Raw genomic sequence first — 14389 nt, forward strand, 5'->3', positions numbered from 1 at the left:
CATCCCCACGGGGGGTCCTCCATTTAGTGCACTTCGTCTACAAAATCGCCGCGGCGGAGCTAAAGTAGCTTTGACAGCCACGCTAAGGAGATGCACATGGTCACGAAACTCAGGAAGACCAGCGAGGAAGCAGGCGCGGCGCCGGGCGAATCGCCCGACCTGGCCGGCACCGTCAAGGAATCCGCGCAGCAGATCTGGCTCGCGGGCCTGGGCGCCTTCTCGAAGGCGCAGGCCGAAGGCGGCAAGGTGTTCCAGGCGCTCGTGAAGGAAGGCATCACGATCCAGAAGCGCACCCAGGTCGCGGCCGGGGAGAAGCTGACGGACGCGACGAGCCGCATGGCGTCGATGGCCAGCGACCTGTCCAACAAGGCCTCGGGCCAGTGGGACAAGCTGGAAACCATCTTCGAGGAGCGCGTGTCGCGCGCATTGAAGAAGCTGGGCGTGCCCACCTCGCGCGAGATCGACCAGCTGATGTCCCGCATCGACGAGCTGAACCGCACGGTGGCCTCGATGGGCGGCGGCCAGGTGGCGGCGCGCAAGGCGGCCCGCAAGACGACGGCGGCGCGCACGGAGGCGGTGAAGCGGCCGGTCGCGAAGGCGACGCGCAAGCGCTCGCCGGCCCGCAAGGCCGCGCGCGAGTGAAAGCCACCGGGGCGGCGCCGCGCGTTGCGCTGGCGCTCGCTGGTGGCGGCCCGCTGGGCGCGATCTGGGAGATCGGCGCCCTCTGCGCGCTGGAGGAATCCCTGGCAGGCGTGGACCTCACGCGCCTGGACCACTACATCGGCGTGTCCGCCGGCGGCTTCATCGCGGCGGGGCTGGCCAACGGGATCGCCCCGCGCGCGATGTGCGCTTCCTTCATCGAGAACCGCGGCGATGCCGGCGACGTGTTCGATCCGGCCTGGCTCACGGTCCCGGCCTGGGGCGAGTACCTGCACCGCGCGGCGCGCCTGCCCTGGCTCGTCGCGACGAGCGCCTGGCGCGCCACGGTGCGGCGCGAACCGCTGCTGCATGCGCTGGAGCCGCTTGCCGCGCTGCTGCCCGCGGGGCTGTTTTCCTCCGACGAGATCCACCAACGCCTGTCGGGCGTGTTCTCGCGGCCGGGCCGCAGCAACGATTTCCGCACGCTCGCCACCCGTCTCACCCTGGTGGCCACCGACGTGGACCAGGGCCGCGCCGTGGCCTTCGGCGGCGCCGGCTGGGACCACGTGCCGATCTCGCGCGCGGTGCAGGCCACCTGCGCCCTGCCCGGCCTGTTCCCCCCGGTGGAGATCGAGGGCCGCCAGTTCGTCGACGGCGCGCTCACCAAGACACTGCACGCCTCGGTGGCGCTGCAGGGCGGGGTGGACCTGGTGCTGTGCCTCAATCCGCTGGTCCCGTTCGACCTGCCCGGCACCGCCGCCGGTGGACTCGCCTCGCTGCTCGGGCAGGCGATCCGCACCATGATCCACTCGCGCCTGGCGCTGGGCATGCGCCACTACGCGCAGGCCTATCCGCACACCGACATCGTGCTGCTGGAGCCCCAGGCGCACGACGCGGTGATGCAGCAGGCGCACCCCTTCGGCTATGCGCAGCGGCGCGCGCTCGCCGAGCACGCGTACCAGCGCACGCGCGCGTGGCTGCGCGCGCAGGCGCCGCAGCTTGCCGTCACCTTCGCGCGGCACGGCATCGCCCTGCGCACCGACGTCCTGCACGAAGGCGGGCGCCACCTGGTCGATGTGCCGCAACCGCGGCGGCTGGCGCCGGCGCTCGACCGCCTGGGCGGCGTGCTGGACGAACTCCACTCCGCGCTGCAGCGCGCGTGACCATGACGAAGAAGGCGCCGCGCCGGACCGCCGAACGCATCCTGGAGGTGACGCTCGAGCTGTTCAACCGCTTCGGCGAACCGAACGTCTCCACCACCCTGATCTCCTCCGAGCTGAACATCAGCCCCGGCAACCTCTACTACCACTACCCGGCGAAGGACGAGCTGATCAACTCGCTGTTCGACCGCTACGACAAGTCGCTGGGTGAGCTGCTGAATGCCGCCGGCGGCGTGCGCGACGTGGAGGACGCCTGGTTCTTCCTGCATACGCTGTTCGAGCGCATCTGGCAATACCGCTTCCTGTACCGCGACCTGAACGACCTGCTCTCGCGCAATCGTCGCCTGGAGACCGAATTCCAGGCCGTCCTGAAGAACAAGACGCGCGCGATCCGCGCCCTGCTCGATGGCATGAGCCGCACCGGCGCGATGGAAATCGATTCGCGCCAGGTCGAGGCCACCGCGACCAACATGGTGGTGGTGATCACTTACTGGCTGAGTTACGAATACGTGCGCGACCCGCGCCGCGCGCTCGAGCCGGAAGGCGCCCAGCAGGCCCTGCTGCGGGGCGCCCACCACGTCCTCCATCTGCTGGTACCCTATCTGGAACCTGCGCAGCGGGCGCACCTGCTGCACCTCGCCGGCGCCTACGAGGCCGGCACCGCACCGGGAGGCTGAGCGCAGGCACCGGGAGACACAGATGGCCAAGTGGACGGCCTTCCCGCAGCTGGGGGAATACCAGTACGACACCTCCAGCCTCACGCGGGAATGGCATCGCCTCCATGCAGGGGACGCCGAACCCCTGCCCACCGATGCGCGCGTGCTGCAGGCCTGGGTCCTGTTCCACAACGGCGAGTTCCAGCGCGCGATGGAAGCGGGGCTGGCGGCCGGCGAGGCCGGCACCACCGTGGCCAACAAGGCCGCCTGCATCTACGCGAACTACCTCGAGAAGAGGGAGAAGTCGCGCCTCGCGATCTTCCAGGAAGCCGCGCAGCGCGCCCAGCAGCACGCATCGGCGCATCCTGAGTGTCCCGGCTCCTGGTACTGGCAGGCCTACGCGCTGGGCCGCTACAGCCAGGGCATCAGCGTGGCCAAGGCGCTGGCGCAGGGGCTGGGCAGCCGCGTCAAGGAGGCGCTGGAACGCACGATCAAGCTGCAGCCCCGCCATGCCGACGCGCACATCGCCCTGGGCGCCTTCCATGCCGAAGTGATCGACAAGGTCGGCACCCTGATCGGCGGCATGACCTACGGCGCGAAGAAGGAGACCGGGCTGAAGATGTTCCAGGAAGGCCTGCGCATCCACCCGCATTCGCCGATCGCGCTGATCGAGTACGCCAACGGGCTCGTGATGCTCGAAGGCGACGGCAAGCTGAAGGAAGCCACCCGCCTGTACCAGCAGGCCGCGGCGCTGCAGCCGCTCGATGCGAAGGAGCGGCTGGACGTGGACCTCGCCCGCTCGGAACTGGCGACCTAGGCCTACAGGCTCGTCCTTTTCGCGGCGCAACAATCGCGCCCATGGATCGCATGAACATCTTCCAGGCCTTGCTGGTCAGCCACCGCACGCAGCGCGAGCTCTACGCGCGCCTGCTCGCGAGCAAGCCCGCGACCGAGGAGCGCCAGCACGTCTTCGAGGAGCTGAAGTCGGAACTGGCCGCGCACGAAACGGCCGAAGAACGCTGCTTCTTCATCCCCCTCATGCAGCATGACGAATCGGTGGACCTGTCGCGGCATGCGATTGCCGAACACCACGTGATGGACGAAATGGTGGAACACCTCGAGCAGGTGGACCCGCACGCGGCCGAATGGCAGGAGTGCTGCCAGAAGCTGTGCGACAAGATCGAGCACCACCTGGGCGAGGAGGAGAACAAGTTCTTCCCGCAGGCGGGCGAAGTCCTGAGCGAGGAGCAGAAGCTGCAGCTCGCCAAGGACTACGAGGCGGAGTTCACGACGCTGCGGATCAAGCAGGAGGCTTGAAAACCGGAATCCGGACGCAGAGGACGCGAAGGGTACGCAAAGGACGCAAAAGGAATCCCATTCAAAGGATGTTCTTTGCGTTCTCTGCGTACCCTTTGCGTCCTCTGCTTCCGGCAGTCCGATTCCTCCTCAGCCCTCATCCCCCCACGGCAGCATCAGCGTCACGAGCGACAGCTTCGCGAACTCCGGCGCGAACTTTTCGATCACCTGCTGCGGGTCCGGGCACAGCTGCGTGTCCGCCATCACGCCGAACTGCACGTGGTCGGCGTAGCTCAGGATGGACACGCCCAGCCCGATGTCGCCCGACTGCGGCACCCAGAACATGATCTGTTCGATGCGGGAGCCCAGGAAGGAGAGCTGGCCGCTCGGCCCCGGCACGTTGGTCATCACCGCCGTCGTCTTGCTGCGGAACAGGTCCATGATCGTGTCCTGCGCCGGCTTGATCAGCAGTCCCGCGAGCGCCAGCACCGCGAAGGCCAGCAGCGGCTGCGTGCTGCCCTTGAGGGCATCCATGCGCCGGCGCACCTCGTACACCCGCTCGATCGGGTTCTCGACGCCCACCGGCAGCACCAGCGGCGCCAGGCCGAAATGGTTGCCCAGGTGGTGCGCCTGTTCGGCCGGGCGCAGGTTGACCGGCACCATCGCCCGGATCTCCACCCCCGCCACGTCGTCTCCCTGGGCCTTCAGGTACTGGCCGATCGCGCCCGCCACGCAGCTGAGGAGCACGTCGTTCACCGAGCAATTGAGCGCCTTGCCGATCGCCTTGACTTCGGCCAGCGGCAGCGGCGGGCACCAGGCCACGCGCTTGGTGCCGGCGGGCTTGCCTTTCAGGCGGGTCGGTGAATCGTCCGGCATCAGCAGCAGCGCCGCGGCGTCCGACAGGAGCTGCCACGCGCCTTGGGCGAGGTCGAGCGAGCCTTTCACGCCGCGCCCCGGCTGCTGCAGCAGCGAGAAGGAGCGCACCGCGCCGTCGCCGGCTGCCTCCAGCATCTTCAGCACCACCGCCGCCAGCGGCTTGACCAGGCTCTCGGCCAGCCAGTCCTCGGGCGCATCGCGCGCGCCGGCGGCCTTCCTGCGGGGCGGCGGCTGCCCGCCGTCGACCAGCGAGAGGGTCACGCGCATCAGCGCGATGCCGTCGGCGATGCAATGGTGGATGCGGAAGATCAGCGCGCTGCCGCCGTCGTAGTTCTCCACCAGGTGCATCTGCCAGAGCGGCCGGCCGTGGTCCAGCGGCTGCATCGCGAGCTCGCCGATGCGGTTCTGCAGGGCCACCTGCGGGCCGCCCCTGGTGCGCGGCAGCTTCTCGCGCACCACGTGCTGCGCGATGTCGACCTCGTGCTCCACCCAGCGGGTCCAGCCCCCATGCTCGTCGACGCGCTGGCGGAAGCGGTCGTACGGCAGGAGCCTCTCCTGCACGCGCCGGCACAGGTCGCGCCAGCCGATGCCCGGGCGCAGCGTCCACACGCCCATGATCAGCATCAGGTTGCTGGCCGAATCCATGCGCAGCCACGCCGTATCGACCTTGGACATGCTTTCGCCCGCCAGCTCCATCGCGCCTCTCCTCGTTGCCCCGCTTAAGATAACCGGATTCCACCCGGGGAGCATCCATGGCCGATCTGAACGCGGATTTCGAAGCCGCCGTCGCGAATTCCAGGAAACTGTCCGAGCGCCCGGACAACGCCACGCTGCTGAAGATCTACGGCTTGTACAAGCAGGCCACGGCGGGCGACAACACCGAGAAGAAGCCCGGCTTCGGCGACATGGTGGGCCGCGCCAAATGGGACGCGTGGGCGGCCTGCAAGGGCACCTCGAGCGAAGCTGCCAAGCAGCAGTATGTGGACCTGATCAACTCGCTGAGCTGATCGCCGTCGTCCTCCGAGCGGCTATTTCGCCTTCTTCGCCGGCGCTGTCTTCGCCTTGGTCGCCGGCTTCGCCGCCGCCTTGTGCGCCTCGGTGGCCGGCTTCGCCGCCGCCTTGTGCGCCTCGTGGTGCGCCGCCTTGTGCGCCTCGTGGTGCGCCTCGTGCGCCTCGTGGTGCGGCTTGGCGTGCCTGGGCGCGTGCTTCGCCTCGTGGCGCCCCTCGTGCTTCGCCAGCCCGTGCTCGAAGGCGTGCAGCGGGTCCTCGTGTTCCAGCAGGTGGTCGAGGTTCTTCACGATCTCGGTCTCGATCTTCTGCTTGAACACCCCGAGCAGCAGTCCCAGGCGGGCGCTCAGCTCGAAGCGGTGCGCCGTCACCTTCAGCTCGCCATGCGCGCCCGGGCGGCGGAAGCTCACCAGGTCGGAGCTGCGGCCCTCCGTGTAGGTGCACTCCATGTCCAGCTTCTTCTCCGCGACCTCGGCCCACCGGAACGCCAGCTTGCGCGCGTGCTCGAGCCCCAGCGCGTGCGCGCGGACGATGTGGATGTCAGCCAACCGGGATCTCCTTGAGTTTGCGGTGCCGTTCTTCCTTGGACAGCTTCGCCAGCTGCCGGGCCGCATCATAGAACCGCTGCCAGTCGTCGCCCCCGGAATGGAACAGCGCCTCCAGCGCAGGCACCAGTTCGTCGTAGGCCGCCTGGGCGCCGAAGAAGGCGTTGTTCGCCTCGCGCACCCAGCGGTCGTAGCCGCGCCAGACCGCGGCATCGAAGCCCGAGCGCGCCTTCATCGCCTCGTAGTCGGCGCGGAACTGCTCCATGATCCGGCGCTTGCCCTCGGCCTGGGCGGCGGGCGCCAGGCCGGGCGTCTCGTACAGCGCCTTGAGCTGCTCGCGCACGCGGCGCGAGAGCTCGCGGAACATGCGCCGCCGGCCGTCGAAGGCCGCGTAGTCCTGGCGCGCCTGCTCGGTGGCGTGCGTCTGCAGCCAGCGCGCGCCGCCCAGGCGCTCCACCGCCGTGGCGAAGGATTCGTTGAAGGTCGTGTCGTTCTTCGCATAGACCACCTGGTGCGCCAGCTCGTGGAAGATCAGCCGGGCCAGCTCGCCCTCCGGGTAGTTCACGAAGGTATTGAGCAGCGGATCGCCGCCGGCCCAGTTCATGTAGCCCAGCGTCGAATAGGCGGTGACGGGATACACGTTGACTTCGTAGCCCTCCTGCGCCAGCTCCGCAGCCTCGGCGCGCGCCTTGCCTTCGTCGTAGTAGCCGCGGTAGCCGACGCAGCCCGTCACCGGGAAGCACCAGGTCTTGAGTTCCAGCGAATACGCCGGCGCCGCCGTCACGTTCCAGACCGCGGCACTGCGATGCAGGTCGGCGTAGCGCGTGTAGCTCGGGTTGTCCGGCAGCTTGAGCTCGCGGCTGGCGTATGCGCGGATGCGCTGCGCCAGCAGCAGGCGCTGGCGCAGGCGCGGCGTGATCGACTCCTGCTCCACGAGCTCCTTGACCGGCTGCGCGGCCCCCATGATCTTCAGGTGGCCGGTGACCGATTGCCAGTAGTAGCCCAGGTTCGCACAGCCGGACAGGCACAGCGTCGCCGCCACCGCCACCCCTGCCACCGCTGCCACGCCCATCAGGTAAGCCTTCTTCCTCACGCCGGCCGGACTTCGACCAGGCAGTCGTAGAACACGGGCGCGCGGCCCATGTCGGTGAGCTTCTGGCTGGTGAGCTGGTTGACATTGGTGCCAGCCAGGCCGAACTTGCGCCACCAGATGCCCAGCCCGTTGACCACGCCCGGACGCGCGCGGCGCGACACACGGGCCTTGCACACGTACTCGCCGCGGTCGTTGAACACGCGCACCACCTGCGCATCGCGGATGCCGCGCGCGGCGGCGTCGTCGGCATGGATCTCCAGGATCGGCTCGCCCTCGATGTCGCGCAGGCTGCGCACGTTGACGAAGCTGGAATTGAGGAAGTTGCGCGCCGGCGGCGAGATCATGGCCAGCGGGTACTGGGCGGAGCTGCCCGGCGTTTCGTAGTTGGGCACGTGGTCCGGCAGGCCGTCGACGCCCTGGCGCGCAAGCCGCTCGCTGAAGAATTCGCAGCGGCCGGAGGCCGTCGGGAAGCCGCCGTCGGCGAACGGCGCCTCCGGCACGTCCAGGCTGGCGAAGCCCTGCTGCAGCAGCAGGTCGAAATCGACCTGCCCGCCGAAGGCGAGCCGGCACAGGCTCTCGTCGCTCTCGCGGAACAGCGGGCCCTCGAAGCCCATGCGCGCGGCCAGCTCGCGGAACACCTGCGTGTTGGGGCGCGCCTCGCCCAGCGGCGCGATCGCCGGCCGGTTCAGGAGCACGTCGGTGTGGCCGTAGGAGGCGTGGATGTCCCAGTGTTCGAGCTGGGTCGTCGCCGGCAGCAGGTAGTCCGCGTAATCGGCCGTGTCGGTGCGGAACTGCTCGATGACGACGGTGAACAGGTCCTCGCGCGCGAAGCCGCGCACGACGCGGCCGGACTCCGGCGCGACCGCGACCGGGTTGCTGTTGTAGACGACCACCGCATCGATGCGCGGTCCGAACTGCTCCGAGCCGGCATGCAGCAGCGCGTCGCCGACCTGCACCATGTTGATGGTGCGCGGCTGGCGCCCGGCCAGCAGGTCCGGCCGCTGCAGCGCCGCGCGATCGGCCGGGTAGAAGCCGCCGCTGGAAAGCAGCACCCCGCCGGCGCGATGGCGCCAGGCGCCCGTCAGGGCCGGCAGGCAGGCCACCGCGCGCACGGCATTGCCGCCGCCGTGCACGCGCTGCATGCCGTAGTTCAGGCGGATGGCGGCCGGCCTGGTCGTGCCGTAATCCCGCGCCAGGTCGCGGATCTGCTGCGCGGGCACGCCGCAGACGGCCGCCGCGCGCTCGGGCGTCCAGCGCAGCGCGCGCTCGCGCAGCGCCTCGAAGCCGAGGGTGTGGCGCGCGATGTAGTCGTGGTCCAGCCAGTCGTTGGCGACCAGCTCGTGCATCAGCGCCAGCGCCAGCGCGGCGTCCGTGCCGGGCAGCAGCTGCACGTGTTCGTGGCACTTCTCGGCGGTCTCGCTGCGGCGCGGGTCGATGCACACCAGCTTCGCACCGTGGCGCTTGGCCTCCTGCGCGAGGCGCCAGAAGTGCAGGTTGCTGGCGATCGAGTTGCTGCCCCACACCAGGATCAGCTTCGCCTCGGCGAAGAACTCCACCTTCATGCCGACCTTGCCGCCCAGCGTCTGCGTGAGCGCCTCGGCGCCCGCCGACGCGCAGATCGTGCGATCGAGCAGCGAGGCGCCGAGCCGGTGGAAGAAGCGCGCCGCGATGCTCTCGCCCTGCACCAGTCCCATCGTCCCGCAGTAGCTGTAGGGAAGGATGGCCTGCGGATCGCGCGCAGCGATGGCCTGCAGGCGCGCGGCGATGTCGTCCAGCGCCGTGTCCCAGGCCACCGGCTCGAAGCGGCCCGAGCCCTTGGGCCCGACCCGCCGCAGGGGCTGCAGCAGCCGCTCGGGGTGGTAGGTGCGTTCCGGGTAGTGCGAGACCTTGTTGCACAGCACGCCCGCCGTCGCCGCATGCGCGGGATTGCCCTGGACGCGGATGGCGATGCCGTCCTGCACGGTGGTCACCAGCGCGCAGGTGTCGGGGCAGTCGTGCGGGCAGGCGCCGCGCACCTGCTGGGCCCGGGCGCCGGAGTCGGGGGAGGAAGCAGCCATCCCGCGATTTTCGTGCACTGCGTCACGCTCTGCCGCCCGCGCGCCCCGCGCACCCCAAACTCTTAGGGAAATGCACTAGCCATTCACGGTCCCGCGACAGGCATCCGACAGGCGCGCGCCGGGAGAATCGCCCGATGCTCAACCGCCGTACCTTCCACCGCGCCGTCGCCGGCGCGGCGGCCCTTGTCGTCGCGCCCGGCCTGCGCGCACAGGGAGATCGCATCCTGCTGGCCCAGTCCGCTCCCTTCACCGGCCCCGCCGCCCAGCTCGGCATCCAGTTCCACCAGGGCGCCAGGCTGTGCTTCGAACAGCTCAATGCGCAGGGGGGCGTCCACCGCCGTTCCATCGAGCTGGTGCGCCTGGACGACGGCTACGAGCCGGACCGGTGCGCCGAGAACACGAGGAAGCTGCTGGCCGACGATCCGCTGGCGCTGTTCGGCTACATCGGCACGCCCACCAGCCTGGCGGCCCTGCCGCTGGCGACCGCCGCCAAGGCGCCCTTCTTCGCGCCCTTCACCGGCGCCATGGGGCTGCGCCAGCCGTTCAACCGCTACGCCTTCCACGTGCGCGCCTCGTACAACGACGAGACGGCGCTGATCGTCAGGCAGCTCACGTCCCTGGGCCTGAAGAAGATCGCCGTGTTCTGGCAGAACGACGCCTACGGCAAGGCGGGACTCGACGGCGTGCAGCTCGCGCTGGCGGCGCAGAACCTCAAGCCCGTGGCGCAGGCCACGGTGGAGCGCAATTCCGTGAACGTGGCCCAGGCGGTGAAGACGCTGGTGGCCGCGCAGCCGGATGCGGTGGTGCAGATCAGCGCGTACAAGTCCTGCGCCGCATTCATCCGCGCGGCGCGGGCCGCAGGCTACGGCGGCACCTTCTACAACGTGTCCTTCGTGGGCACGCAGGCGCTGGCCGACGAACTGGGCAAGGACGGCGCCGGCGTCGTCGTGTCGCAGGTCGTGCCCTCCCCCTACAGCGCGGCGAAGCCGATCACGCGCGAATTCATCGAGGCGGTGAAGAAGGGCGGCGCCGGCTACCACGCCAACTTCTCCAGCATGGAGGGCTATCTCGCGGCCCGGGTGATGATCGACGGCCTGCGCCGCGCCGGCGCCGGCAAGCCCACGCGCGACGGCCTCATCGCGGGCCTGGAGGCGATCGGCAACGAGGACTTCGGCGGCTTCAACGTCACCTTCTCGGCGGCCGACCACGTGGCGTCGAAATTCGTGGAGCTGTCGATGCTCACGGGCGACGGGCGGGTGCGAACCTAAAGGCAGAAACCGGACAGCCGGACGCAGAGGGCGCAAAGGGTACGCAGAGGACGCAAAAGAGTCAGAAAGAAGGAAAGGCAAGGGACGGCCGTTTGTTACTTTCCTCTTTCCTGACTTTTCTGCGCCCTTTGCGTCCTCTGCGTCCTGTCTTCGTTTTTCGACCTCACCCGAGCTCCCGCACCTTCGCGAGGCCTTCCATGAACGACTGGCAGCGCGCCAGCTGCTCCAGCGTGACGTACTCGTCCGGCTGGTGCGCCTGCGCGATGCTGCCGGGGCCGCACACGACGGTGCGGATGCCGGCATTCTTGAACAGGCCGGCCTCGGTGCCGAACGCCACCTGGGTCGTGCGCTGCTCGCCGGCCAGGCCCATCGCCAGGCGCGTCACCGCGTCGTCGGCGGAGCCGAGGAAGCTGGGAATCTCGCAGATCGTCTCGAAGCGAAAGCCCGTCTCGGGCGCCACCTGGCGCATCGCCGGCTCCAGCGAACGTGCATAGGCCACCACCTGCTCCTGCATCGCCCGCGCGTCGGCGGTGGGCAGGTCGCGGAACTCGTAGCGGAACTCGGCGTCGCGCGGCACCACGTTGTCGGCGATGCCGCCGTGGAACTGGCCGACACTGGCCGTGGAAAAGGGCACGTCGAAGCCCGCGTAGCGCGGCTCCTCGCGCTCGAAGGCTTCCGCCATGTCGCGCACGCGGCCGACCACCCGCGCGGCCATCTCGATGGCGTTGACCGACTGCGGCGTCAGCGAGGAGTGCGCCTCCTTGCCGCGCACGCAGCAGCGGTAGCGGTACACGCCCTTGTGCGCGATGGCCGGCACCATGCTGGTCGGCTCGCCGATGATGCAGGCCAGCGGCGCGATGCCCGCCTCGCGCAGGTCGGCGATCAGCTCGCGCACGCCGAAGCATCCGACCTCCTCGTCGTAGCTGAAGGCCAGGTGGATGGCGAACGGCAGGTCGGCCTCGAGGAACAGCGGTGCGTGCGCGACCGCCGTGGCGATGAAGCCCTTCATGTCGGCCGAGCCGCGGCCGTACAGGCGGCCGTCGCGCACCACGCCCGCCAGCGGGTCCATGGACCAGTCCTGGCCGTCCCACGGCACGGTATCGGTGTGGCCGGAGAGGATCAGGCCGGCGGGCTTGCCTTCGCCCAGGGTGGCGAAGAGGTTGGCCTTGGTGCGCTCCGCGTTCCAGCTCAGCCGGCTGGTCACCCCGAGGCGCGCCAGTTCGTCGCGGATGAAGTGGATGAGCGCCAGGTTGGAGTTGGCGCTCACGGTGTTGAATCCGACCAGGGTGCGTGCCAGCTCGAGGGCGCGCGGTGTCACGGAGGTCACAGGCATGCGGGGCATTGTCCCGGATATCCCCCATGCAGGCATCGCGCCCGCCCGGTAGACTCGTTTTCCCTTTCGCAGTCTCCCGCCCTCATGAAGCTCCTGGATTCCATCGTCACCCAAGCCGCGTCCATGGTGGCCGTGCGCCGCGACCTGCACGCCCATCCCGAACTCTCGTTCCAGGAGGCCCGCACTTCCGACCTGGTGGCGGCGCGCCTCACCGAATGGGGCATCCCGATCCACCGGGGGCTGGGCAGGACCGGCGTGGTCGGCACCATCCGCAAGGGCACTTCCACCCGCGCCGTGGGCCTGCGCGCCGACATGGACGCCCTGCCCGTGCCCGAGGCCAACACCTTCGCGCATGCGAGCCGCCACCCGGGCAGGATGCACGCCTGCGGCCACGACGGCCACACGACCATGCTGCTCGCCGCCGCGCGGCACCTCGCGCAGCACGGCAACTTCGACGGCACCGTCCACGTGATCTTCCAGCCGGCGGAGGAGAAGGGTGCGGGGGCGCAGGAGATGATCCGCGACGGCCTGTTCGAGCGCTTCCCGATGGAAGCCGTCTTCGGCATGCACAACTGGCCGGGCGCCCAGGTCGGCAAGTTCGCCGTCAGCCCGGGGCCGGTGATGGCGTCGACCAACGAGTTCAGGATCACGATCCGCGGCAAGGGCAGCCATGGCGCGATGCCCAACCTGGGCATCGACCCGGTGCCGATCGCCTGCGAGATGGTGCAGGCCTTCCAGACCATCATCACGCGCAACCGCCGGCCGATCGACCCCGGCGTGATCTCCGTGACCATGATCCACGCGGGCGATGCGACCAACGTGGTGCCGGAATCCTGCGAGCTGCAGGGCACCGTGCGCACCTTCAGCGTGGAAGTGCTGGACCTGATCGAGCGCCGCATGCGGCAGGTGGCGGAGCACGTGTGCGCCGCCCACGAGGCCGGCTGCGAATTCGAGTTCGTGCGCAACTACCCGCCCACCGTCAACTCCCCGGCCGAGGCCGCCTTCGCGCGCAAGGTGATGGCCTCCATCGTCGGCGAGGACAACGTGCTGGTGCAGGAGCCCACCATGGGCGCGGAGGACTTCGCCTTCATGCTGCAGGCCAGGCCGGGCGCCTATGCCTTCATCTACAACGGCGACGGCAGCCACCGCGCCACCGGCCACGGCATGGGCCCGTGCACGCTGCACAACCCGAGCTACGACTTCAACGACGAACTGATTCCCCTGGGAGCGACCTACTGGGTGCGCCTGGCCGAGGAATGGCTCGCGAAGGCTGCAGCGTGAAGGACGCCTTCGCTGCAAGCTACGCCGAGGCGCGGCAGAAATTCCTGCGGGCGGCGGCCGATGCCGGCCTGCGGGCCGAAGGCAGGCCGCATCCCGCGCTCGGCCTGCAGGGCGAGCCGCTGGCGATGGACGTCGCGCGGGAGGGCCCTCCCGATGCCGCGAAGCTCCTGGTGCTGACCAGCGGCTGCCACGGCGTCGAAGGCTTCTGCGGCAGCGGCGTGCAGGTGGCCGCGCTGCGCGACGAAGAGCTGCGCCGGCGCGCAGCCGACGCGGGCGTGGCGATCCTCTACGTACACGCGCTCAACCCCTATGGCTTCTCGCACATGGGCCGCACGACGCACGAGAACGTCGACCTGAACCGCAACTTCCACGATTTCGCGCGGCCCCTGCCCGTGAACGAGGCCTACCGGGAGCTGCACCCCATCCTGGTGCCGGCCACCTGGCCGCCGCCGGAGGACAACCAGCGTGCCGTCGGCCAGTACATCGCCGAGCGCGGCCTCGCCTACTACCAGGCGGTGATGTCGCGCGGCCAGTACGAATACCCCGACGGCCTGTTCTACGGCGGCACCGCGCCGTGCTGGAGCAACCTCGCGCTGCGCGAGGTGCTGCGCACGCACGGCCGCCGCGCGGGCCGCATCGCGTGGATCGACATCCACACCGGCCTGGGCCCGAGCGGCGTGGGCGAGCGCATCCTCGCCGCCCGCGAGGACGCCGCGTGCAGCGCACGGGCGAGCGCATGGTGGGGTGGCGCGGGGCGCACGCCCGTCACGTCCATCTACGACGGCTCCTCGACGTCGGCGTTCCTCACGGGGCTGATGTTCGGCGCGGTGTACGAAGAGTGCCCGCAGGCGGAATACACCGGCATCGCCCTGGAGTACGGCACGCGGCCCGTGCTGGAGACCTTCCAGGCGCTGCGCGCGGAACAGTGGCTGCGCCGGCATCCCGAGGCGCCGCCGGCACTGGCCGATGCGATCCGGCGGCAGCTGTTCGAGGCCTTCTACACCGACACGGACGCCTGGCGCGAGCAGGTGGTCGCACAGTCGCGCGAGGCGTTGCTGCAGGCGGTGGAAGGGCTGGCGGCCTAGGAGCCTGGGGGGGGGGGGGGGGGGGGGGGGGGGGGGGGGGGGGGGGGGGGGGGGGGGGGGGGGGGGGGGGGGGGGGGGGGGGGGGGGGGGGG

General features: G+C 70.0%; 14 protein-coding genes. 9 read left to right on the forward strand and 5 right to left on the reverse strand.

Annotation, left to right across the window (positions count from 1 at the left end; all coding sequences use genetic code 11):
• The first annotated feature begins 96 nt into the window (after positions 1-96).
• From WG923_RS02405 to WG923_RS02425, 5 genes are read left to right on the forward strand one after another with little or no spacing between them, the layout of a single operon-like run.
• Positions 97-642 (forward strand): phasin family protein, encoded by a 546-nt coding sequence (locus WG923_RS02405; RefSeq protein WP_340349309.1) that lies wholly within the window; start codon positions 97-99, stop codon positions 640-642.
• Positions 639-1802, forward strand: a complete 1164-nt coding sequence (locus tag WG923_RS02410; protein ID WP_340349310.1) for a patatin-like phospholipase family protein — start codon at positions 639-641, stop codon at positions 1800-1802. The genes WG923_RS02405 and WG923_RS02410 overlap by 4 nt, the downstream gene beginning before the upstream one ends.
• Positions 1803-1804: 2 nt before the next feature.
• Positions 1805-2476, forward strand: coding sequence for a TetR/AcrR family transcriptional regulator (locus WG923_RS02415; RefSeq protein ID WP_340349342.1), 672 nt, complete (start codon positions 1805-1807; stop codon positions 2474-2476).
• 22 nt (positions 2477-2498) lie between these two features.
• Positions 2499-3272, forward strand: coding sequence for a hypothetical protein (locus WG923_RS02420; protein ID WP_340349311.1), 774 nt, complete (start codon positions 2499-2501; stop codon positions 3270-3272).
• 41 nt (positions 3273-3313) lie between these two features.
• Complete coding sequence (locus WG923_RS02425; RefSeq protein WP_340349312.1) at positions 3314-3772, forward strand: hemerythrin domain-containing protein; 459 nt, start codon at positions 3314-3316, stop codon at positions 3770-3772.
• Between the two features lie 129 nt (positions 3773-3901).
• On the opposite strand, the gene WG923_RS02430 is transcribed toward WG923_RS02425, so the two are convergent.
• A complete protein-coding gene (locus WG923_RS02430) occupies positions 3902-5323 on the reverse strand; it encodes a wax ester/triacylglycerol synthase family O-acyltransferase (protein WP_340349313.1) in 1422 nt (473 codons plus the stop codon).
• Positions 5324-5379: 56 nt separating this feature from the next.
• Between WG923_RS02430 and WG923_RS02435 the strand changes: the two genes are divergently transcribed.
• On the forward strand, positions 5380-5634 hold the full coding sequence (locus WG923_RS02435; RefSeq protein WP_340349314.1) for an acyl-CoA-binding protein: 255 nt from the start codon (positions 5380-5382) through the stop codon (positions 5632-5634).
• Positions 5635-5655: 21 nt separating this feature from the next.
• Here WG923_RS02435 and WG923_RS02440 read toward each other — a convergent pair whose 3' ends face one another.
• The 3 genes from WG923_RS02440 to WG923_RS02450 are packed head-to-tail and all read right to left on the reverse strand — an operon-like array spanning position 5656 to position 9330.
• Positions 5656-6183, reverse strand: a complete 528-nt coding sequence (locus WG923_RS02440; RefSeq protein ID WP_340349315.1) for a polyhydroxyalkanoic acid system family protein — start codon at positions 6181-6183, stop codon at positions 5656-5658.
• Positions 6176-7252, reverse strand: coding sequence for an aminopeptidase (locus WG923_RS02445; protein ID WP_340349343.1), 1077 nt, complete (start codon positions 7250-7252; stop codon positions 6176-6178). The genes WG923_RS02440 and WG923_RS02445 overlap by 8 nt, the downstream gene beginning before the upstream one ends.
• A 17-nt stretch (positions 7253-7269) precedes the next feature.
• Positions 7270-9330 (reverse strand): molybdopterin-containing oxidoreductase family protein, encoded by a 2061-nt coding sequence (locus WG923_RS02450; RefSeq protein ID WP_340349316.1) that lies wholly within the window; start codon positions 9328-9330, stop codon positions 7270-7272.
• Between the two features lie 134 nt (positions 9331-9464).
• Between WG923_RS02450 and WG923_RS02455 the strand changes: the two genes are divergently transcribed.
• Entirely contained in the window at positions 9465-10598 is a 1134-nt protein-coding gene (locus WG923_RS02455; protein WP_340349317.1) for an ABC transporter substrate-binding protein, read from the forward strand.
• A gap of 163 nt (positions 10599-10761) precedes the next feature.
• On the opposite strand, the gene argE is transcribed toward WG923_RS02455, so the two are convergent.
• Positions 10762-11931: an acetylornithine deacetylase gene (gene argE / locus WG923_RS02460; protein WP_340349318.1), complete on the reverse strand. Its 1170-nt coding sequence runs from the start codon at positions 11929-11931 to the stop codon at positions 10762-10764.
• An 84-nt stretch (positions 11932-12015) separates the two neighbouring features.
• Between argE and WG923_RS02465 the strand changes: the two genes are divergently transcribed.
• Entirely contained in the window at positions 12016-13212 is a 1197-nt protein-coding gene (locus WG923_RS02465; protein WP_340349319.1) for a M20 aminoacylase family protein, read from the forward strand.
• Complete coding sequence (locus WG923_RS02470; RefSeq protein WP_340349320.1) at positions 13188-14297, forward strand: M14 family metallopeptidase; 1110 nt, start codon at positions 13188-13190, stop codon at positions 14295-14297. The genes WG923_RS02465 and WG923_RS02470 overlap by 25 nt, the downstream gene beginning before the upstream one ends.
• The last annotated feature ends 92 nt before the right edge of the window (positions 14298-14389 follow it).

This window comes from Ramlibacter sp. AN1133 (assembly GCF_037890035.1).
Taxonomy (GTDB): domain Bacteria; phylum Pseudomonadota; class Gammaproteobacteria; order Burkholderiales; family Burkholderiaceae_C; genus Ramlibacter.